Here is a 21,130-nt window from a genome sequence, read left to right as displayed (position 1 = left end):
TGTCCCAGATCTGCAGCTTTAAAGGCGTCGCATGCCGACGAGGGACCGCGTGACGTCATGAGCCTTCTCCGATCGAGGCCCCTTTCACGGTATCAGTTTTCAGAGTGCCGTGGTCCAGCCCGAGGATTTGCTCCATCATTTTGTTGAAACCCACGTCCTTATGACGCGGAGCGCTATATATGATGCTGTGTTCAAGTTGCTTGAGAGCCTGATCCTCTACCAGAATGGCAGCCCGGAAGCTGTGATCTCTAAAGGACACGATTCTTGCCATATCGCCCGAAAAGTTGGCGGCTGATATTGGTCTGCGAGTCAAAGAGGCCGTTCAGTCTATGGTTCAGTCTGGCGTGACAGCAGAAGATCTTCTGCTGGGGCCCGAACAGAACCGGCTGATCGAGACAGTGGCTGACCGTCTCGGCCCGATAACGACCGGGGAAAGCTCGCTGCGCAAAACGGGAAACGGGGATTAGACCGTTCCCATTGCGCTCGTCCGTAGCGGCAACCCTTTGATTTCAATTGATGGCGTGGGTTTCCCCACGCAGCATCGCGGCAAAAAACATCAAATCTTTTGACACTGGTCTTCATGACCCGCTGGTTTCACACGCCCAAAAGATTGCAGAACCTCAAGCCTTTTGCCCCCGACACCGGTCTCCTTACTCCCGTCCCCAATCCGCGTCGCGCATCTCGCGCAACCGGCTGGCCGTGCGCTCGAATTCGAAGGCGCCCTCGCCTTCCGCGTAAAGCCGTTCCGGCTCGTCCGCCGCGCTGGCGATCAGCCGCACCCTGGCCTCGTAAAGCGCGTCGATCAGGGTGACGAAGCGCTTGGCCTCGTTGTAGTTCGACTGCGACAGCCGCGGAATCGAGTCGATGAAGAGCACGTCCAGCGCCTCAGCGATGGTCAGGTAGTCGCCCGGGCCCAGCGGCCGGCCGCAGAGCTCCCAGAAGCTGGCGCGGCCGATGCGGCCGACATGCTGCGGGATCTCGACCTGGCGGCCCTTGATCTCCAGCACCAGGGCCGAGGACGGTTGCCCGCCCGTCTCGGCCCGCCACAGCACGTCCATGCGGTCATGCGCCTCGGCATCGGCGGGGACGAACCAGACCTGGCCGCCCTCGTCTCGGTTCTGGCGGTGGTCGGTGGCGCTGACCAGTTCCACCACCTCCAGCCGCTCGCGCAGAAGCGCGATGAAGGGCAGGAAAAGCTGGCGGTTCAGCCCGTTCTTGTAAAGCTCCTCGGGCACCCGGTTCGAGGTGGTGACCACCGCCACCCCCTCCTCGAACAGGATCTGGAACAGCCGGCCGACGATCATCGCATCGGCGATGTCGGTGATCTGCATCTCGTCGAAGCACAGCAGCCGCACCTGCCGCGCCACCTCCAGCGCGACCGGGCGCACCGCATCCTGCTGGCCGGTCTTGCGCACCGCCTCGAGACCGGCCTGGATCTCCTGCATGAACTCGTGGAAATGCACCCGGCGCTTAGCATCGGTCGGCGCCGCCTCCATGACCAGGTCCATCAGCATGGACTTGCCGCGCCCGACGCCGCCCCAAAGGTAGAGCCCCTTGACCGCAGGCGCCGCCGCCGGCGCCGCACCGCGCAGCCGCGACAGCCAGCCGTTTCTTTGCGGCGCCGGGGCCGGAGCGGCGCCCAGCTCGCGCACCAGCCGGTCCAGCACCGGCAACACGCCGCGCTGCGCGGCATCGGGCTGCAATTGCCCCGCGGCCACCCGGGCCTCGTAGAGTTCGGATACGTTTGCCATATTCGCCCCCTGCCAAAGAAAGAACCGGCCCGCAAGGGCCGGCTCCATCATTCCCGACGTTTTTCGGCGGGATCAGCGGCCGAGCCGGCTGAAGCTGCCGCGCGGATCGGCGCCATTGCCCAGCCAGTTCTGCGTGACCGCCGCGATCTGGTTGACGATCTGCACCCGCTGGGTCAGGCCCCTGGCGTCGGCCTCGTCCCCGGCCTTGCCGACCAGGGCGGGGAATTCCGCCTTGATGGTCTGCGGCTCGGTCAAGGCAGCGCCGCTGCGGGCGTCAAAGACCTGCACGGAGTATTGGATATTGTGCACGCCGGCGTTCTGCAGCCTCTCGCGCACCTTGGGGGTGATGGCGTGGAACTGGCCAAGCGTCGCGACGATCCGCACCCGGGTCTTGCCATGCAGCCCGGCCGCGCCCTTCCGGATGCCCTCCTCGACGATGGCCGCGGCCTGGGCGCGGCGGTCGCCGGCCGGCTCGCCGTGCCAGACGATGTCGAAATCGGGGGTGTAGCTGTTTTCCTCGCTGGTGGTCAGCGTCTCGGGCACGGCGACCTCGACCGAGGCGACGCGCCAGGTCGCGGTCTGGGCGCGGTCAAGCTGGTCGTATCGGGTTTCCCAGGTCTGACCGGCGCAGCCGGCCAGGCCAAGCGCCAGACCCAGCGCCAGAAGGGCGGGTTTCAACATGATGGATCCTCGTTAGGAACTGTGGTGAAAGGACAGTGCGCGAACGGCGTGCAGGGCAGGAATGGTCAGGCCTCCCTGATGCGGCCGTGGCATGGAATTGCAACCAAAAGGTGATTCACCCCTTGGTTGCGGCGCAGATTAAGCCATGTTTTCCAATGCGCAACCGCTTTCTTACGGCCGTTTCAGGCGATGGCGCGGTTGCGCGTCTCGGTGCGGATGAAGAGCGTGGCGAGGGCGGCCAGCAGCAGCAGCGCCGCGAAGACCCCGATGGCCAGGCCGAAGCCCCGCGCCACGACATAGCCCATCAGCGAGGGCGCCAGCAGCCCGCCCAGCCGCGCCACCGCGCTGGCGGTGCCCATGCCGGTGCCGCGCAGCCCGGTCGGGTAAAGCTCGGGCGTGAAGGCATAAAGCGCGCCCCAGGTGCCCAGGAGCGCAAAGCTCATCATCAGCAGCGACCCCGCGACCAGCCAGGGGCTGGCAGCGATGGTGAACAGGAAACAGCCGGCGGCGCTGAGCAGCAGGAACACCTGAAGCGTCGGCTTGCGGCCCCAGGCCTCGACGCCATGCGCGGCCAGGGCATAGCCCGGCAGTTGCGCCAGCGCCATCAGCACCAGGAAGCCATAGCCGCGCACGAAGCCGAACCCGCCCTTGGCCAGCTCTGCCGGCAGCCAGACGAAGACGCCGTAATAGGACAGCGAGACCAGGAACCAGGCGGCGAAGATGCCCAGGCTGCGGTCGCGCAACCCGGGACCGAACAGCCCCTGCCCCGCGCCCTCGGCCACGGGCGCGGTCAGCGCCACGTCGGGCGGCAGCGCGCGGGCGCCATTGGCGGTCAGCACGCGGTCCACCACCTTGCGCGCGCCGACCTCGTCACCCTTGCGCAGCAGATACATCGGCGATTCCGGCACCCAGAGCCGCAGCCAGATGCCGATCAGCGCGGGGATCGCCGCAACGGCGAAGATCCAGCGCCAAGGCTCGGCCGCGCCGGCCAGATGCGCGATCCAGGCGGTCAAGGCGATGGCGATGGTGCCAAGCGCCCAGAAGCCCTCCAGCCAGACCAGCCAGCGGCCGCGATTGCGGGGCGGCAGGAACTCGGCCATCATCGCGTAATCGACCGGCAGCGTGCCGCCCACCGCCATGCCGGTCAGGAAACGCAGCGCCAGAAGCGACCAGAAATCCGGCGCAAAGACCGAGGCGATGCCGAAGACCGCATCGCAGCTGACCGTCAGCAGCAGCACGTTGCGCCGCCCGATGCGGTCGGCGATGCGGCCGAACAGCGTCGCGCCGACGAACATGCCCAGGAAGAACAGCGTGCCGGTCTGCAAGGCCTCGGGCACGGTCAGCCCGAAGCTGGCCGCGATCGAGGCGGCGGTGAAGCCGATGGCGATGACCTGCATCGCATCCGCCGCCCAGACCAGACCAAAGATGGACAGCAGTCGCTGCTGGAAGCGTCCGGCGCCGCCCTGGGCCAGGGCCTCGTCGATGGTCAGTTGCATGGCTCGCCTTTCGCTGATGCGTCAGGCGCAGTCTTGCGACCACCGCCGCCATGTCCAGTCCAAACCGCCGTTCCGGCACGAAAAAAGGGCCGCCCCCATGGGCGGCCCCTGCGAGTCAGGCCAGCGCCACCTCGAAGCTGGGCAGCCAGCGTTCCAGGACGAAGACCTGCCCGCCCCATGTCACGCTGCGGGTCAGCGTGCTGCGGATCAGCCCGCGATGCGCGCCATAGCCGCAGCCCGAGGCATCGGTCAGCGTCCGGTAATCGGTGGCGCTGCGCTGCATGGCATAGCGCAGCCCCGTCACCGTGCCCGCCACATCGACGATGATCTCGCCGCCCGACACCGAGGCCGCCGTGATCGCACCGCCGCCGATTGCCTCCAGCCCCAGGTTGGCTGGATCGCCGCCATAGCCGGCGTAAAGGCCGCCGACCGTGGTCAGGCTCTCGTCGCCGCGGACCGAAACCGGGATCGTGATCCGGTCGCCCTCCCGCACCGGCGTGCCGGGCAGCAGGTTCCAGGCCCGGCCGGCAGCGTCCTCGGCCGCGGCCCAGACCCCGACCTCATAGGCGCGGACATATTCCGACCACAGCTTGTGCACGCCTTTGCCGTCGGCATTGTCGATCTTGTAGGGATAGAGCGGCCCGATCAGCACGCCGCCCTGCTCGCGCACAAGGTCCAGCTGGTCCAGCTTGCAATCGTGCAGGTTGCTGTCCGCGCCATGCATATAGCCGCCGGTCTGTTGCAGGAACAGCTTCGGTGCTGCCGCCTGCCCGGTCAGCCGCTGGATCTGGTCGTGCCAATCGGCCAGCGTGCTGCGGGCGGCGGCCAGCCACCAACCGCGCGGCCGGGCGACATCGGCCTCGCCTTGGTTCAGGAACAGGCGCGGCACCCGCACGGCGCTGCCTTGGGCGGCAAAGACCCGTGCGGCCTCGGTCAGCCACCATTCGCCGTTCTGCCAGGGTGCCAGCAGCCCCGAGGTGCCGCTCGCGCCGTCGTCGTCCAGGTTCTCGATCGACTGCCCGCCGGCATCGTGGAACTGGAAGGCAATGCCCTGCGGCGCCAGCCCCTCGCGCAACAGCCCGCAGGCCAGGACCGCGCCCTCGGGGATCGAGGTTTGCACCAGCATCGGCCCGGCGCCGCTGGCCTGGACCGAGGTATCATAGCCGTTCAGCAGGGGGTTGGCGACATTGGCCACCGCCACCCCATCCACGCGCTTGAGCCCGGTCAGCATCAGCGCGCCGGGATTGGCCGCGCCGCCGAAGACGTCGCGCCAGCGCTGCCCGTTCGGCGCCAGCTCGGCGCCGAAATTCGCGCCCAGCGACAGCGACTGGCCACGCGCCATCATCAGATCGACGGTATTGACGGGCGCCGTTACGCCGCCCGAAAATGTGCGATCACCTCCTCGAAGCGCAGCGGGAAGGCGCCGCCGACCGGCTTGGCGCAGACGGCGATCCGCTTGACCGTGCCGCGCACATATTGGCCGGTGCGCACCTGGGCATAGTTCACGCCCGGCGTGCCGGTCGGGGTCTCGGACAGCATCGTGCCGGCCAGCGTGAACGCGCGCACCGTCCGCGCGGCATTGTCGATCTCGATGCCGACGACGAATTCCTGGCCATAGGTCACGGTGCCCAGGGCGATGCTGCGCGCCGCCCCGTCGTGATAGCGCGCCTGCAAGGCGCCGTTGTTGTTCTGGATCGCGATGGTGCCGCCCGCGGGGTTCGCCGCCAGGATCTGCGCCACGCCCGAGCCATAGGCGTCCAGCACCGCCCGCACGACGATGAAGACCCCATCGACGTTCGTGTTGCTCAGATTGGTCGCCTGCAGGCTGCGACCATCGGCAAAGACGATGCCCTCGGCCGCCATGGCAACCGCCGCGCCCGAGGCGGTGGCGGCCAGCGCCCAGCCGCCGTTCCCCTTGTTGGCGAGCCCCGTCACCGCCGCCGCGGTCCCGGTCACGGTCGAACCCGCGTCGAAATAACCCGCGGCCAGCGTCATGTCCGGCACCACCTGCACCGGAGGCGTCACGATCAGCGCGGCGGTCGTGGCCTCGGCCGCACCCGCCTCGTTCACCCAGCGCACACTCAGCGCATATTCGCCGGCCTCGGCCAGTTGCAGCCGCATCTGCGCATCGACCTGCGCCTTGATGCTGCTGCCGTTCAGCGTCACGTCCCATTCCGCCGCCGGCGCCGGCGCTCCCGAACCCGCACCGATGTCCAGCGTCACCGTGGCGCCCAGCACCGCGTCGGCCGGCAGCATCGTCGGCTGGCGCGTCACGACGGGCGCCACGCTCGCCCCCTGCCCCTCGACCAGCGTGGCGCCGCGCGCATCCAGCAGCGGCACCGCGCGGTCGGCCAGATAGATCCGCTGCACGCCGCGGAACAGCGCGCCGTTCAGCCCGTTGTGGATCGCCAGCGGCGTATCGCGAGCATCGACCAGCACCAGGTCGCTGTCACGCTTCTGGCCAAAGGGCAGCGCCTCATAGCCGGCGAAATCCTGCGCGACGATCAGCCGGGTCGCGCCGCCCTCCTTCGCCGCCTTCATGTTCTGCGCGCTGGTCCGCTCCAGATCGCCCAGCGTGATGTCCTGGGCCGAGGCGATGAACAGGCCCTTCACCTCGAACACCTTGGCGACATATTGGTTGTAACCCTCGACCGTCCAGCTGGTGCCGGCGCTGTCGCCCTCGGCATTGACCAGCAGCGCCAGCGACCATTCGCCCTGCGCATTCGTGGTCGCCTCGACCCGCTGGGTGACGATTCGCGTGCCTCCGAACACATCCGATCCGCTCAGCGTGGCGACGATCTTGCCCTGGGAAATCGGGGCAAGGGTGGCATCCATCAGGACACCCCTGACTGTGGCTTTGTTCGGCATGTTGGTCCTCTGCTCATTCCGAAAGGCGCGGCCATTATCCGGGCCTTTCGCGGCAGTTGCCGTGCCGGGCAAAGCAACGGCCCTGCCGCCGCCGAAGCCGGGGCGCAACCCATTGCGCGAGCGATGCAGTCATAATGCAATTATAGATTGCATTTGTATAAATACCCTAGCAGTCTGCCGTTGACACAACCTTAACGCGAGAACGCTGCGAGGGCCGCATGAGCAAGAAGCAGATTCTGGTCGATCACGCCGATTATCGCATCACCCTGCTGCAAGCCGGCGACCGGCCGGCGGATCGGGTGATCGTCAGCTTCGGCGGCCAGCCCTCGGACCTGTCGGATGTGGGTTTCGGCAGCCAGTTCGCGCTGGAGAATGGCTGGGACAATGTCTTCGTCGCGCAAAGGCACGGCACGCAATACCAGGGCCTGTCGCTCGAAGCCTTTCGCGACGCCGTGCGGCCGGTGGTCGCGGGCCGCGATTGCGTGACCTATGGCGCCAGCCTGGGCGGCTATTGCGCGCTCTACTATGGCGGCGCCATCGACGCCCGGATCCTGGCCGCGGCGCCAATGCTGCCGGCCTGGAAGCCCTTGAAGATCCGCCGCTATGCCGACTTGGCCGTCACCCACCGGCCGCTTTCCGAGGCGCCGCGCGCCAGCCGCGCCCCGGTGGTGATCTTCGATCCCGAGCGGGCGCCCGACCAGTTCCTGGTCACGCATATGGTGCAGCCGGCCTATCCGCAGGCCCGGCTGGTGCGCATCCCCTTCGCCGGCCATACCGTGCTGATGACGCTGGCCGAGCTGCGCTGTCTCAAGCCGCTGATCAAGGGCATCGTCGAGCGCGACGAGATCATCGCCTTCGACCCGCCCAGCCCCCGCCACTCGGTCTGGCATGTCGAGAACGCCCGCAAGCAGATGCGCGCCGACCGCGACCGGGCCATCCGCCACCTGCGCGCCAGCCTGGCGATCAAGCCGACGAAACAGGCCTTCAGCATGCTGGCAAGCGCGCTCCTGGGCGAAAGCCGCACCGACGAGTTGCGCCGCCTGTTGGCCGAGGGCAGCGCCTCGGGCAACAAGCTGCTGGTGCCGGTCCCGGCCGTGCAGCGCCAGCTGGCCGCCGCCGGGCTGCTGGCCTAGGCCCGGCGCCTGGTCCTGGTGCGAGGCTGCTGGGCCTCGTCCGCGTCCTGCGCGTCGGGCGTCACGAATTCGGCAAAGTCCGGCGACGTATCGACGAATTTGTCAAAGGTGCACAGCGCCATGCCCTCGGCGCTCAGATAGTCGAAATGCCGTTCGCGCACCCGGCGGACATCGCTCTCCGAGGCCCGCGTCATGCCGCGCTTGCGCAGCGTCTGCGCCTCGTGCCGGGGCGTGTCGTTGTCGCCGCGATGGGTGACGATGCAGGGGAAATGCGGATCCGTCACCGAGACCAGGTGTTGCGGGATCTTGTAATGGCCATAGTCGAAGACCGTGCGCGTGCTGTGCCGCACCGCCGCGCCGGCGCTGAAGAACGGGCTGTACCAGTTGTAGATGCCCTCGGTCGGCCCGTCGGTGACGCAATAATACAGCGACGAGAAACTGACCGCGAAATGCGCGTTGCGCCACAGGCCGGCGGCATGGCGACGCAACCGGCGAATGAAGTCCTTGGACACGCAATCGTCGTCGTCCAGCCGGAACTGCACCGTGTCGGGCAGGTTCAGCGCCAGTTCCGGCGCCAGCATGGTGATCGCCTCCGAGACATGCATCGGCGCGACGAAACGCAACTCGACCTGCGGCGCCACGGCGCAGATCTGCTCGAGTCGGGTCCGATAAGCCGCGGGCATGCGGTCCGAGGACAGCACCAGGAAGCGGAAGTTCGAATCGGACTGCGCCCGCATCGAGGCCAGCGTGAGATGCTCGAAGGTCGCCAGCCGCGCCTCCATCCGCTCGGCGGCGAACAGCTCGGCGGCCTTTTCCTCATAGATCGCCTCGAGCTCGTCGTCGCTCTTGTTGCGATAGGCTTTCCAGTCACCGCGCCCGAGCATGGAAAACCGACACACACCAAGGATCGCGATATCCTGTTCCCGCATCACTCGCTCATCAGTTGAAAATCCCCTTAAGCCTTAACAGAGAGCTTCGCCCCGCGCCACAACCTAAACGATACAGTTTCGTCCGAACGACTAGGCGCGGCATCTCCGCAACGTGTCGCGGACCTGCCATGCAAAAGCCCCGCGACCGGTTCGGGTCGCGGGGCTTTTTCGCTGGATCGTGGTGCCGGTGAAGGGACTCGAACCCCCGACCCCATCATTACGAATGACGTGCTCTACCAGCTGAGCTACACCGGCATCTTCGTGCCGCGCCGGATAGCAGGTTCCGCCGCAGGCGAAAAGGGGGGATCAGAGTTTTTTCCCGACCACCTGCGCGATATTCTCCTCGGGCGGCTCGACATCCGGCCTGACGGGCAGGATGTCGCCCTGGCTCGCGATCACCGGCTTGCGCGGCGCCTCGGGCTCGGGGCGGTGCAAGGGGGCCGGCGGCGCCACGGGCTCGGGTTCCGGTTCGGGATCGGTGACGGTCATCGCGGGCTCGGCCCCGGCCGCGACCAGCGGCGGGCGGCGATAGTCCGATTCGCGCGGCACCATGCCGGGCTGGACATTAGCGACCTCGACCGGCGGGTCGGCCGCGACCGTCCGGCCGGGACCCGACGCGGGCGCAGCATCGACCATGCCCGGCGCGGCGGCCGGCGCGGCCGTCGGCACGATGGCAGGCGTCGGCACCGGCGCCTCGGGTGCCTTGCCGCCGACCAGCAGCGGCAGCATCTCGGCCCCGCCGGCGGCAGGCGCCGTCCAGACCGCGCTGTCCGGCTCGCGCCAGGTCAGCGTGTCGAAACCGCCGCAGCTGTCGCAGGTCGGCGACCATTCCGCCATGACATTGTGGCACTTGTCGCAGACCCATTGCGGCCCGCGGCTGGCGACCAGCGCCCGGGCCAGAATGCCGCGCACCACGGCGTCGTCCGAGCCCTCGCCGCGCTCGACCGCGGCCAGGATCGACAGCGAGCGCACCGTCGGGTGCTTCGTCGCCAGGTCGCCCAGCGCCCGGCGGGCGCCGGGAAAGTCCTCGGCCGCCAGCAGCAGCTCGGCGCGCAAGAGCCGGGTCTCCTCGTGATCCGGGTTCTGCCGCATCAGCTCCTCGAAGCGGCGCAGCCGGGCCGGGGGCTTTTCGTCCGGCACGATCTCGGCATAGGCGGCGGCGATCGAGGGATGCGGCCGCACGCTCCAGGTCTTTTGCAGGACGCGGCTGGCGTTGCGGGCGTCGTTCTGCGCGATATAGCTGCGCGCGGCCAGCACCGCGGCCGGGATCAGGTCGGGGCTGGCGCGGTTGGCCGAGATCGCCGCCTCGCGCGCGCTGATCGAACTGCCCTCGGCCAGCACCTCGGACGCCTCCTTCAGCGCCAGCACCGCGTCGCGGCGCAGATGCACGTCCTTGGGCAGCTGCCCCTGCTGGCGCTTGTCCTTCAGCACGGCGCGGGCGCCCTTCCAGTCGCCCTCGCGGGTCTGAAGCTGCAGCAGCGTGTCCTGCACCTCGGCATGTTTCGGCTTCAGCGCATAGGCCTTCTCGGCCAGCTTCAGCGCGGTGGCGGTGTCGCCCTCGGCCAGCTTCTGCCGCATCAGCCCGCGCACGCCGACGAAACGGGTGCGCTGGTCCGACAGCAGCCGGCGATAGATCTCGGCCGCCCTGGCATTGTCGCCGGCGACCTCGGCCGCCTGCGCGGCCAAAAGGTCGGTGACATGCGGCTGGTCCAGCAGCTTCGCGGCCTTGGCTGCCTTGTCCTGCGCCAGCCGCCCCTCGCCCGAGGCGACGGCCAGCATGCCCTCGGACAGCGCCTCATAGCCCTTGCGTTGGCGCGAGCGGGCGAAATAGCGGTTGATCGCCGTTTCGTCGCCCAGCAGGAAACGCACGAAGGCCAGGAACATGCCCAGGACCTTGACCGCGAGCCAGCCCAGCACGACCACGACCAGCACCGCGATCAAGAGCTGGACCGGGCCCAGCGTGTATTCGGTGCCGCCATAGACCATGCTCAGGCCCTGGCCGCTTTCCGAAAGCTGGATCGCGCCCAGGGTGATCGCCAGGACGATGGCAAAGAAGATCAGTATTTTCAGCGCCGACAGCAGCATGCCAGGGACTCCTTACAAGCTGCCGGCGGCCAGGGCGGCCAGCGCAGCATTGGCTTCGATCCAGACCTGCGCCTTGGCGGTCCAGGCTGACATGGCATCCTGCCCGGCCTGCGGCAGCGCGGCGATCTCGGCCAGCGCGCCCTTGACGTCGCCGGCCTTCACCGCGGCATCGGCACGCGACAGGATGGCGTCGGGATCGTCGCCCGTGCGCGGCTCGACCGAGCGGGCGCCGGTCTGCACCCGCAGGAAGTCGCCGATCGCCCCCAGCGCGCCGCCGTCCTGCGGCGCCTGCTTGATCGAGGCGGCCAGGCCCTCGCGCGCGGCGGCCGGGAAACCGGCGCGCAGCTGTTCCAGCGTCGGCACGTCGCCGGTCAGCACGGCCGGGGCTTCGATGCCCGCGGCTTGCAGATCGGCCAGGGCCTGGTCGCGGGGGCCGCCGGTCTCGATGGCAGCCTGCAAGGCGGCGGCAGCGGTGGCGGCCTGGGCGCGGCGATTGGCGGCGTCGGCGCTTTCCTGCAAGGCGCTGGCCTGGGATTGCGCGGCGCTGATGCGCTTTTCGGCTTCAGCGGCGGCGCTGGCGATCTGGCCTTGCAGCGCCTCGGCCTGGGCGGCAAAGCCCTGCATGCGCTCGGCCAGCGCGGGATCGACCGTGCCGCGCGCGGCCAGTTCGTCGATGCGGGCCTGCTGCGCGGCCAGCCGGCCGTTCACGTCATCAAGCAATTGCTGCAGGCCGGCGCTGTCCTCGCCCGAAACCACCGGGGTCACGGCGGGACGCGCCTCCAGCTCCGAGACGGTCTTTTCCAGCGCCGCGAGCTTCTCGGCCTGCGCCTTCAGCGCCTCGGGATCGGGACCGGCATCGGCCAGGGCCTGGCGGGCGGCATCGGCCCCGGCCTCGCCGGCGCGCTTGGCAAAGGCGTCGCCCTGGGCCTGGATCTCGGTGCGTGCAGCCTCGGTCGCGGCGTCGCGCGCGGCGGCAAGCGCGGCCTCGTTCGGGGCCTGCTCGGCCGGGGGACGCCAGGCCTCGGGCAGATGCGGGATCGCCCACCAGGTCGCGGCGGCGCCCAGCCCGGCGGCGATCACCCCGCCCAGAAGCGTGGGCATGAAGCCAGCCTTGCGCACCTCGACCACGCGGGTCTCGACGCGGGCCGGCTCGGATTTCGCGATTTCGGGCTTGGCGGGCGCGGGCTTGGTCGCCGCAGCGGCGGCAGCGGCAGGCGCGGCCTCGGCCGGGCGGGGCTTCGGCGCCGCACCCCCCGGCCCCTCGCCCGAGCCGACCAGCTTCGATTCGACCGCCGGCTTCGGCTCGGGCTTGGCGGCGGCGGTGGCCTCGCCGGCGCTGACCGGGTGGCTGTCGATCACCGGGCCGGAGACGGCCTTTTTCTTCAAGTCCTTGTCGGGGCTGGCCTTGTTTTCGCTGGAATTGGCTTCTGGCTGTTTCACGATCTTCCCCGTTCCCTTCTGCGCCGGAACACGGGCAAGCGACGCTGCCCGGACCCGCTATCATCACTGGCTCCCGCCACAAGTCTAGTGGGCAGCGCGTGGCGCCTCAACCCGCCCTCACATGCTTTGTTCCGCGCCGAGCAGGGTTTCGATGGCCGCAAGCACGCCCCCGGCATCCGGATCGGGCGCGACCGCGACCCGCGCCGCAGGGCCGCTCCAGGCCGCCGCGGCCGCCGCGCTGATCGGCGCCAGCCACAGCGCCGCCCGTGCCCCGCCCGCCTGCCCCGCCAGCAGCCGCGCCGAGCGGGGCGAGAACAGCGGCAGGATCACCGGCCCCGGTCCCGCCAGCAAAGCCCGCGCCGCCGGGCTCAGCTCCAGCGGCAGCTGGTCATAGACCACGACGCCCGGCACCGGCAAAACCTTGGCCACATGGGCGCCATGCGGATGCAGCCAGCCCGGGCCAAGCTCTTGGAGCAGCGGCAGCATGCGCGCGGCATCGCCCGGCCCCTCGGTCACGGCGAAGCCCGCCTCCCGTGCCGCCTGGGCGGTGGCAGGCCCGACGCAGATCGCCGGCCGCCCGCGCCCGGCCCCCGCCGCCGGCACCGCATGGACCGAGGTGAAGACCAGCCCCTCGGCCGCCGCCAGCCGGCCGGCGTCATGCGTCACCGGAACGATGCGCAGCACCGGCGAAATCAGCACCGGCAAGCCCAGCGGCGCGGCGGCTGCGGCAAAACGCCGCGCCGCCGGCTCGGGCCGGGTCAGAAGCAGCGTGGGCGGCGGTATGGCAGGGACGGCAAGGGACATGGCATTCGGTCGGGCAAGATGTTACGTCCCCCTTGCCTATGCCCGGGGCGGCGCAGGAACAAGGACAAGCATGGCACGGATCTTTCTCGGCATCGAAAGCAGCTGCGACGACACCGCCGCCGCCGTGGTGCGCGACGACCGCACCATCCTGGCCTCGGTGGTTGCCGGCCAGACGGCGCTGCATGCCGATTTCGGCGGCGTCGTGCCCGAGATCGCCGCCCGCGCCCATGCCGAAAAGCTGGACAGCTGCGTCGAGCAGGCGCTGGCCGAGGCCGGGCTGCGGCTGGACCAGCTGGACGGCATCGCCGTCACCGCCGGGCCGGGGCTGATCGGCGGCGTGCTTGCGGGGGTGATGCTGGCCAAGGGGCTGGCGGCGGGCTCGGGCCTGCCGCTGGTCGGGGTGAACCACCTGGCCGGCCATGCCCTGACGCCGCGGCTGACCGACGGGATCGCCTATCCTTACCTGATGCTGCTGGTGTCGGGTGGACATTGCCAGTTCCTGCGCGTGGACGGGCCGCAGGATTTCACCCGGCTTGGCGGCACCATCGACGACGCCCCGGGCGAGGCTTTCGACAAGGTGGCGAAGCTCCTGGGCCTGCCGCAGCCCGGAGGCCCGGCGGTCGAGGCCGCCGCCGCCCAGGGCGACCCGCGCCGCTTTGCCTTTCCGCGGCCGCTGCTGGACCGACCCGGCTGCGACCTCAGCTTCTCGGGGCTGAAGACCGCCGTGCTGCGCCAGCGCGATACCCTGGTTGCAGCCCAGGGCGGGTTGCACGAACAGGACCGCGCCGACATCTGCGCCGGGTTCCAGCAGGCCGTGGCCGATGTGCTGGCCGAAAAGACCCGCCGGGCGCTGGCGGCCTCGCCCGCGCCAGTGCTGGCGGTGGCGGGCGGCGTGGCCGCGAACCAGACCCTGCGGGCGGCGCTGCAAGCCGTGGCCGAGGCGGCGGGCGCGCGCTTCCTGGCCCCGCCCCTGCGGCTTTGCACCGACAATGCCGCGATGATCGCCTGGGCCGGGATCGAGGCGCATGACGCCGGCCAGCGCGACGGCATGGACCTGGCCGCGCGCCCGCGCTGGCCGCTGGACCAAGCCGCCGCGCCGATGCTCGGCACCGGCAAGCGGGGGGCCAAGGCATGAGCGTTGCGGTGATCGGCGCGGGCGCCTTCGGCACGGCGCTGGCGGTGGTGCTGGCCGCGAAAGGGCCGGTCACGCTCTGGGGCCGCGACGTGGCCTGGAGGGCGCGCGAGAATCCGCGCCTGCCCGGCATCGCCCTGCCCGACAGCCTGCACCTGACCGACCGGCTGGCGGATTGCACCGCCGAGACCGTGCTGCTGGCCCTGCCGGCGCAGGTGCTGGGCGGCTTCCTGGCCGCCGAGGCGCCGCACTTCGACGGCCGCCGCCTGGTCAGCTGCGCCAAGGGCATCGACCTGGCCACACTGACCGGCCCCTCGGCCCTGATCGCGCAAGCCTGCCCGCGTGCCACCGTCGCGGTGCTGACCGGACCCAGCTTCGCCGCCGACATCGCCCGCGGCCTGCCGACCGCGCTGACACTCGCCTGCACCGACCCGGACGCGGCCGAGGCGCTGCAACGCCAGCTGTCCACCGCCGCGCTGCGGCTCTACCGGACCACCGACGTCACCGGCGCCGAACTGGGCGGGGCGCTGAAGAACGTCGTCGCCATCGCCGCCGGCGCCGCCATCGGCGCGGGCTATGGCGACAGCGCCCGCGCCAGCGTGGTGACGCGCGGCTTTGCCGAGATGACCCGCCTTGCCGCGGCGCTCGGCGCCCGGCCGGAGACGCTGGCCGGCCTTTCGGGCCTGGGCGATCTGGTGCTGACCTGCACCTCGGAACAGTCGCGCAATTTCCGCTATGGCCTGGCGCTGGGGGCGGGCCGCGAATTCGCCGCCGGCACCACGGTCGAGGGCGCCGCCACTGCCCGCGCCGTCGCCGCGCTGGCCCCGCAGCTGGGGGTCGAGCTGCCGGTCTCGCAACTGGTCGCGGGGCTTGCCGAGGGCCGCGTCGCCATGGAACATGCGCTGGATATCTTGCTGAACCGCCCGCTGAAGGAGGAATGATGCCCCTGTTCGCCCTGATCTGCCGCGATGCCCCCGGCATGCTGGAGACCCGCCTTGCCGTGCGCCCGCAGCACCTGGACTGGCTGGGCCGGCGCCCCGGCGTAGAGCTGGCCGGCCCCTTCATCGAGAACGGCCAGCCCTGCGGCTCGCTGGTCGTGGTCGAGGGCGAAAGCCTCGACGAGGTGCGCGACTGGGCCACGCACGACCCCTATGCCGAGGCCGGCGTCTTCGGCGCGGTCGAGGTGGTGGAATGGCGCAAGGTGATCGGCTGATGGCGCATTGGCTGTTCAAGTCCGAGCCCGACGTCTTCAGCTTCGACGACCTGATCGCCAGGGGCGAGCGGGGCGAGCAATGGGACGGCGTGCGCAACTACCAGGCCCGCAACAACATGCGCGCCATGAAGCTGGGCGAGCGCGGCTTCTTCTATCACTCGAACATCGGCAAGGAGGTCGTGGGCATCTGCGAGGTGGTGGCGCTGGCCCATCCCGATTCGACCGCCGACGACCCGAAATGGGAATGCGTGGACGTGAAGGCGGTGGCCCGCGTCCGGCGGCCGGTGACGCTGGACGAGGCCAAGGCCGAGCCGCGGCTGAAGGACATGATCCTGGTCAACAATTCGCGGCTGTCGGTGCAGCCGGTCTCGGATGCGGAATGGGACGTGATCCTGGAACTGGCGGGCGGACCGCAGCCGCTGTGACCGGCCCGCCCGGCAATCCCGCAACGCACCAAGGCGCAAAAGCCCAGGAGGGGTGACATGGCACGCGGACCGAAAGTCATCGTGGACCGTCCGACCACGAAACGCATCGGCGCGCTCGGCGCGCTCGGCGCGCTCTGGCCCTTCATCCGGCCCTATCGCGGACTGCTCGCGGTGGCGGTGCTGGCGCTGGTGGCGACGGCCGGGATCAGCCTGGTGCTGCCGCTGGCGGTGCGCCGCGTGGTCGACGGCTTCGACGCCGGCGCGCATCTGCTCGACCAGTATTTCGGTGCGGCGCTGGCCATCGTCGGGCTGCTCGCGCTGGGGACCGGGCTGCGCTATTACTTCGTCACGCGGCTCGGCGAGCGCGTCGTGGCCGACATCCGCAAGGCGGTGTTCGACCGCGTCATCGCCATGAGCCCGGCCTTCTACGAGCGCGTGCTGACCGGCGAGATCATCAGCCGCATCACCACCGACACCACGCTGATCCAGTCGGTCATCGGCTCCTCGGTCTCGATCGCACTGCGCAATTTCATGATCCTGATCGGTGGCATGGCGCTTCTGGTCTGGACCTCGCCCAAGCTCTCGGGGCTGGTCCTGCTGCTGGTGCCGCTGGTGGTGGTGCCGATCGTCGTGCTGGGCCGGCGGCTGCGCAAGCTCTCGCGCGAGAACCAGGACTGGATCGCGCTGTCCTCGGGCGCGGCCTCGGAAAGCCTGCTCTCGGCCCAGACGGTGCAGGCCTTCACCCATGAAGGCCCGACCCGGGCGCGCTTCGACGAGGTGACCGAACGCTCCTATGTCTCGGCGCTGGACCGGGTGCGGACCCGCACGGTGATGACGGTGATCGTGATCTTCCTGATCTTCTCGGGCGTGCTCGGCGTCCTGTGGATCGGCGCCCGCGACGTGCGGACGGACGTGATGACCGTGGGCCAGCTGGTGCAATTCGTCATCTACGCGGTGATGGTCGCCGGCGCCGTCGGCGCGCTGTCGGAAATCTGGGGCGAATTGCAGCGCGCCGCCGGTGCGACCGAGCGGCTGACCGAGCTGCTGACGACGCAGGACAGCCTGACCGATCCCGCCGCGCCGGTGTCGCTGCCCCGTCCGGTCAAGGGCGCCATCGGCTTCGACGAAGTGACCTTCCACTACCCCTCGCGCCCGGACCGCTCGGCGCTCGAGGGCATCACGCTCGACATCGCGCCGGGCGAGACGGTGGCGCTGGTCGGCCCCTCGGGCGCCGGCAAGACCACGGTGATCCAGCTGCTGCTGCGCTTCTGGGATCCCGATGCCGGCACGGTCAGCATCGACGGCATCGACCTGCGCAGCATGGCCCGCGCCGATTTCCGCCAGGCCATCGCGCTGGTGCCGCAGGACCCGGTGATCTTTGCCGCCACCGCGCGCGAGAACATCCGTTTCGGCCGCCCCGAGGCCAGCGACGCCGAGGTCGAGGCCGCCGCCCGCGCCGCCCATGCCGACGAATTCCTGACGCTCCTGCCCGAGGGATATGACAGTTATGTCGGCGAACGCGGGGTGATGCTGTCAGGCGGGCAGAAGCAGCGCATCGCCATCGCCCGCGCCATCCTGCGCGACGCGCCGATCCTGCTTCTGGACGAGGCGACCAGCGCGCTCGACGCCGAATCCGAACGGCTGGTGCAGCAGGCGGTGGACGAACTGGCCCGCACCCGCACCACCATCATCATCGCGCACCGGCTGGCGACGGTGAAGAAGGCCGACCGCATCGTCGTCTTCGACCATGGCCGGATCGTGGCGCAGGGCCGGCACGACACGCTGGTCGCGCAGGGCGGGCTTTACGCCCGGCTGGCGCGGCTGCAGTTCACCGAAGGCGCCGAAGAGACGTCCGCGCTGCCGCCGCAGGGCTGAGCGGCCCCGGCGGTCGCGCCGGGTTCAGCGCGGCGCGCTGTAGACCGCCGCCCAGAACACCGTCTTGCCATCGCTGCCGACGGCCTTGCCGATGCCGTAATGGCGCACCTGCGGGATCAGGATATTCGCCAGATGCCCGCTGGAGCGGCTCCATTCCTGCAGCACCCGCTCTTGCGTGAAGGGGCCGGCGGCGATGTTCTCGGCCGCGATGCTGGGCCGATAGCCGTCGTTTTTCAGCCGCTGCATCGGCCCCTTCGTGCTGCTGCCGCGATGCGACATCACCCCGCGCCGCGCCATGTCGCAGGCATGGCGGGCCGCGACCTCGGCCAGCTCGGCATTGGCGCGCAGCGGCGCCAGCCCGCGCGCCTGCCGCGTCGCATTGGTCGCGGCGGCGGCTGCCTTGTTTTCGCGCACCGACGTCTGGTAGCAGGAAACCGCGCCCTGCCGCGCCAGGTTGAAGGCGACGGATTTGGTCGAGACCCGCACCTGGATCTCGGCCAGGGCCGGCGAGGCGAGCAGGCCCATTAAGGCCATGAAAACCAACGAATTGGTCAATTTGTTCAGCATGGAATCCCCTTGTTTCATGGGAAAAATAGGAAAGACGGTTCAGTTTCACAACTTCCGATTGCTGAAAATTGTATGGAACCGCCGCTTGCGCGGATCGTTGCCGTTATGATGCAATCCGAGCCAAAGGAGTGGTCATGGCCATTTGGGATTTCGTGAAGGACGCCGGAAAGTCGCTGTTCGGCAGCGAGGCCGAGGCGAAAGAGGCTCCGGCACAGCCGGCAGGGCAGTCCGCGGCGCAAGCCGCGGAAAGCGACACCGACCGCAAGGTCGCCGCGCTCAAGGCCGAGTTGAAGGCGCTTGGCCTAACCGGCAAGGATGTCCACCTGAAGCTGCGCGGCGATACCGTAGTGATCTCGGGCCAGGCCCGCGACCAGGAGACGCTGGAAAAGCTGATCCTCGCCGTCGGCAACATCAAGGGCATCGCCCATGTCGAGCTGGAGGGCGCCAGCACCGAGACTCCGGCCCCTGCCGGCGCCAAGCCCGTGTTCCACACCGTGCAAAAGGGCGAGACGCTTTCCGCCATTGCGCAGAAATACCTTGGCAAAGCAGGCCGTTATCAAGAGATTTTCGAGGCCAACAAGCCGATGCTGACCGACCCGGACAAGATCTATCCCGGCCAGACGCTGCGCATTCCGCAGGCCTGACGCGGCGTCTCTGACGCTGCGTTTCCACGCGCCGCGGGCGAGGCCCGACTTGCCCCGGCGCCGCTTTTCGGACCATGCTTTCCAAGGCGGGGCCAAGGCGCGCCCCGGGGGAATTTCTGGGAGGATTCAATGGTCAGGTTCGCGAACGTCGCAGACCGCAACGCGGTCGAGGCGGAAATGCCCTATGCGCAACGGCAGTTGCCGGCGACCATTCATCAGGCCCTGACCCTGACCCGCGACCGCCATCCCCAGCGCCCCGCGATCAGCTTCCAGCTTTTCTCGGACCCCAAGGCGCCGGCGCGCAGCCTGACCTGGTCCGACCTGCACGAGCGGGTGACCGAGACCGCGAACCTGTTCCACAGCCTGGGCATCGGCCCGCGTGACGTGGTGGCCTATCTGCTGCCGAACTGCCTCGAGGCGCCGGTCGTGCTGCTGGCGGGTGCCACCGCCGGCATCGTGAACCCGATCAACCCGCTGCTGGACCCCGAGCAGATCGCGGCCATCCTGCGCGAAACCGGCGCCAAGGTTCTGGTGACGCTGAAGAGCTTTCCCAAGACCGACATTGCGCAGAAGGCGGCGCAGGCCGTAGCGCTGGCCCCCGGCCTGCAGACCGTGCTGGAGGTTGACCTGCGCGGCTACCTGACCGGCGTGAAGCGGCTGCTGGTGCCCTTGATGCGGCCCAAGGTGCCGACCCGCCACCACGCCCGGGTGCTGGATTTCGAGGCCGCCGCCAGCGCCCAGCGCCACGACCGGCTGCTGTTCGACCCGGCGCCCGAAGACCGCGTCGCCGCCTATTTCCATACCGGCGGCACCACCGGCACGCCTAAGGTCGCGCAGCACAAGCTGTCGGGCATGATCTACAACGGCTGGCTGGGCGCCGAATTGCTGTTCACCGAACGCGACGTGCTGATGTGCCCGCTGCCGATGTTTCACGTCTTCGCCGCCTATCCGATCCTGATGTCCTGCCTGATGTCCGGGGCGCAGCTAGTCATGCCCACCCCGGCCGGCTATCGCGGCGAGGGCGTCTTCGACAATTTCTGGAAGCTGATCGAGCGCTGGCAGGCCACCTTCCTGATCACCGTCCCGACCGCCATCGCCGCGCTGATGCAGCGGCCGGTCGATGCGGATGTCTCGTCGCTGCGCACGGCGATCTCGGGCTCGGCACCGCTGCCGATGGAGCTTTACAACCGCTTCCGCTCGGCCACCGGCGTCGAGATCGCCGAGGGCTACGGCCTGACCGAGGCGACCTGCCTGGTGTCGGTCAACCCGGTGGACGGGCTGAAGAAGGTCGGCTCGGTCGGCATCCCCCTGCCCTATACCCATGTCCGCATCCTGCGCCGGGTGGACGGCGCCTTCCAGGAATGCGCCGTGGACGAGATCGGCGAGATCTGCGTCGCCAACCCCGGCGTCTTCGAGGGCTCGACCTATACCGAGGCCGACAAGAACCACGACCTGTTCGCCGAGGACCGCTTCCTGCGCACCGGCGACCTGGGCCGGCTGGACGCGGACGGCTATCTGTGGATCACCGGCCGGGCCAAGGACCTGATCATCCGCGGCGGCCACAACATCGACCCGGCGATGATCGAGGACGCGCTGCTGTCGCATCCGGCCGTCGCCTTCGCCGGCGCCATCGGCCAGCCCGACAGTTTCGCGGGCGAGCTGCCCTGCGCCTATGTCGAACTGGTCGCGGGCACCGAGGTCTCGGTCGAGGCGCTGATGGAGCATGCCCGCGAGCACATTCCCGAACGCGCGGCGGTGCCGAAATATATCGAGGTGCTGCCCGAACTGCCCAAGACGGCGGTGGGCAAGATCTTCAAGCCCGACCTGCGCAAGCTGGCGATCAGGCGCGTCTATGACGAGGCCCTGGCCGGAGCCGGGCTGCCGGTCACGGTGGTCGAGGTGGTCGAGGACAAGAAGCGCGGCCTGGTGGCACGGCTGGCCCGGCAGGGCAGCGTGGACGAGCAGGCGCTGGCCGATTGCTTGGGCCGGTTCACCCGGCCCTGGGAGTGGGGCTGAGAAATGAAGCTAGTCCTTAGGCGCGACAGCAGAGGGCTGCTAGGTCATGTTGACAAAACGGGATTCCACTG

18 protein-coding genes and 1 tRNA gene are annotated in these 21,130 nt (G+C 69.4%); 8 read left to right on the top strand and 11 right to left on the bottom strand.

Going from position 1 to position 21,130, the window contains the following annotated elements; all coding sequences use genetic code 11:
• Nucleotides 1-650 precede the first annotated feature (650 nt).
• From zapE to E3D03_RS11575, 5 genes are all read right to left on the bottom strand, one after another.
• Nucleotides 651-1,751, bottom strand: a complete 1,101-nt coding sequence (zapE, locus tag E3D03_RS11595) for a cell division protein ZapE (protein WP_263567100.1) — start codon at nucleotides 1,749-1,751, stop codon at nucleotides 651-653.
• 72 nt (nucleotides 1,752-1,823) lie between these two features.
• Nucleotides 1,824-2,432 (bottom strand): DUF6778 family protein, encoded by a 609-nt coding sequence (locus tag E3D03_RS11590; protein WP_263567099.1) that lies wholly within the window; start codon nucleotides 2,430-2,432, stop codon nucleotides 1,824-1,826.
• Nucleotides 2,433-2,614: 182 nt separating this feature from the next.
• Nucleotides 2,615-3,928, bottom strand: a complete 1,314-nt coding sequence (locus tag E3D03_RS11585) for an MFS transporter (protein ID WP_263567098.1) — start codon at nucleotides 3,926-3,928, stop codon at nucleotides 2,615-2,617.
• Nucleotides 3,929-4,043: 115 nt separating this feature from the next.
• A complete protein-coding gene (locus E3D03_RS11580; RefSeq protein WP_263567097.1) occupies nucleotides 4,044-5,273 on the bottom strand; it encodes a hypothetical protein in 1,230 nt (409 codons plus the stop codon).
• Nucleotides 5,274-5,299: 26 nt separating this feature from the next.
• On the bottom strand, nucleotides 5,300-6,763 hold the full coding sequence (locus E3D03_RS11575; RefSeq protein ID WP_263567096.1) for a hypothetical protein: 1,464 nt from the start codon (nucleotides 6,761-6,763) through the stop codon (nucleotides 5,300-5,302).
• A gap of 251 nt (nucleotides 6,764-7,014) precedes the next feature.
• Here E3D03_RS11575 and E3D03_RS11570 point away from each other — a divergent pair, with 251 nt between their 5' ends.
• Nucleotides 7,015-7,929, top strand: a complete 915-nt coding sequence (locus E3D03_RS11570) for a hypothetical protein (RefSeq protein ID WP_263567095.1) — start codon at nucleotides 7,015-7,017, stop codon at nucleotides 7,927-7,929.
• Here E3D03_RS11570 and E3D03_RS11565 read toward each other — a convergent pair.
• The 5 genes from E3D03_RS11565 to E3D03_RS11545 all read right to left on the bottom strand — a co-directional run bounded on the left by E3D03_RS11565 (nucleotide 7,926) and on the right by E3D03_RS11545 (nucleotide 13,187).
• On the bottom strand, nucleotides 7,926-8,858 hold the full coding sequence (locus E3D03_RS11565; protein ID WP_082724685.1) for a glycosyltransferase: 933 nt from the start codon (nucleotides 8,856-8,858) through the stop codon (nucleotides 7,926-7,928). The genes E3D03_RS11570 and E3D03_RS11565 overlap by 4 nt on opposite strands.
• A 179-nt stretch (nucleotides 8,859-9,037) precedes the next feature.
• A tRNA-Thr gene (locus E3D03_RS11560) sits at nucleotides 9,038-9,113 on the bottom strand.
• Nucleotides 9,114-9,164: 51 nt separating this feature from the next.
• Nucleotides 9,165-10,943 carry a heme biosynthesis protein HemY gene (locus E3D03_RS11555; protein WP_263567094.1) on the bottom strand — a complete coding sequence of 593 codons (1,779 nt, stop codon included), beginning with the start codon at nucleotides 10,941-10,943 and terminating at the stop codon, nucleotides 9,165-9,167.
• Between the two features lie 12 nt (nucleotides 10,944-10,955).
• On the bottom strand, nucleotides 10,956-12,383 hold the full coding sequence (locus E3D03_RS11550; protein ID WP_263567093.1) for a COG4223 family protein: 1,428 nt from the start codon (nucleotides 12,381-12,383) through the stop codon (nucleotides 10,956-10,958).
• A gap of 117 nt (nucleotides 12,384-12,500) precedes the next feature.
• Nucleotides 12,501-13,187 (bottom strand): uroporphyrinogen-III synthase, encoded by a 687-nt coding sequence (locus E3D03_RS11545; protein WP_263567092.1) that lies wholly within the window; start codon nucleotides 13,185-13,187, stop codon nucleotides 12,501-12,503.
• Between the two features lie 70 nt (nucleotides 13,188-13,257).
• Between E3D03_RS11545 and tsaD the strand changes: the two genes are divergently transcribed.
• The 5 genes from tsaD to E3D03_RS11520 are packed head-to-tail and all read left to right on the top strand — an operon-like array spanning nucleotide 13,258 to nucleotide 17,832.
• Nucleotides 13,258-14,322 (top strand): tRNA (adenosine(37)-N6)-threonylcarbamoyltransferase complex transferase subunit TsaD, encoded by a 1,065-nt coding sequence (gene tsaD, locus E3D03_RS11540; RefSeq protein WP_263567091.1) that lies wholly within the window; start codon nucleotides 13,258-13,260, stop codon nucleotides 14,320-14,322.
• On the top strand, nucleotides 14,319-15,260 hold the full coding sequence (locus tag E3D03_RS11535) for an NAD(P)H-dependent glycerol-3-phosphate dehydrogenase (RefSeq protein ID WP_263567090.1): 942 nt from the start codon (nucleotides 14,319-14,321) through the stop codon (nucleotides 15,258-15,260). The genes tsaD and E3D03_RS11535 overlap by 4 nt, the downstream gene beginning before the upstream one ends.
• A complete protein-coding gene (locus E3D03_RS11530) occupies nucleotides 15,260-15,532 on the top strand; it encodes a YciI family protein (protein ID WP_411969820.1) in 273 nt (90 codons plus the stop codon). The genes E3D03_RS11535 and E3D03_RS11530 overlap by 1 nt, the downstream gene beginning before the upstream one ends.
• A complete protein-coding gene (locus E3D03_RS11525) occupies nucleotides 15,532-15,957 on the top strand; it encodes an EVE domain-containing protein (RefSeq protein ID WP_017998278.1) in 426 nt (141 codons plus the stop codon). Before E3D03_RS11530 ends, E3D03_RS11525 begins: the two co-directional genes overlap by 1 nt.
• A gap of 57 nt (nucleotides 15,958-16,014) precedes the next feature.
• Nucleotides 16,015-17,832: an ABC transporter transmembrane domain-containing protein gene (locus E3D03_RS11520; RefSeq protein WP_263567088.1), complete on the top strand. Its 1,818-nt coding sequence runs from the start codon at nucleotides 16,015-16,017 to the stop codon at nucleotides 17,830-17,832.
• A gap of 24 nt (nucleotides 17,833-17,856) precedes the next feature.
• Here E3D03_RS11520 and E3D03_RS11515 read toward each other — a convergent pair whose 3' ends face one another.
• Complete coding sequence (locus tag E3D03_RS11515; protein WP_263567087.1) at nucleotides 17,857-18,399, bottom strand: CAP domain-containing protein; 543 nt, start codon at nucleotides 18,397-18,399, stop codon at nucleotides 17,857-17,859.
• Between the two features lie 134 nt (nucleotides 18,400-18,533).
• Between E3D03_RS11515 and lysM the strand changes: the two genes are divergently transcribed.
• Both lysM and E3D03_RS11505 read left to right on the top strand, forming a co-directional pair.
• On the top strand, nucleotides 18,534-19,043 hold the full coding sequence (gene lysM, locus E3D03_RS11510; protein WP_263567086.1) for a peptidoglycan-binding protein LysM: 510 nt from the start codon (nucleotides 18,534-18,536) through the stop codon (nucleotides 19,041-19,043).
• Between the two features lie 129 nt (nucleotides 19,044-19,172).
• Nucleotides 19,173-21,059 carry an acyl-CoA synthetase gene (locus E3D03_RS11505; protein ID WP_263567085.1) on the top strand — a complete coding sequence of 629 codons (1,887 nt, stop codon included), beginning with the start codon at nucleotides 19,173-19,175 and terminating at the stop codon, nucleotides 21,057-21,059.
• Nucleotides 21,060-21,130 lie beyond the last annotated feature (71 nt).

This window comes from Paracoccus sp. DMF (assembly GCF_004407025.1).
In the GTDB taxonomy this organism is placed as follows: Bacteria; Pseudomonadota; Alphaproteobacteria; order Rhodobacterales; family Rhodobacteraceae; genus Paracoccus; species Paracoccus aminovorans_B.
The sequence above is the reverse complement of the archived record's forward strand: the minus strand, read 5'-3'. Positions and strand labels throughout refer to the sequence as shown.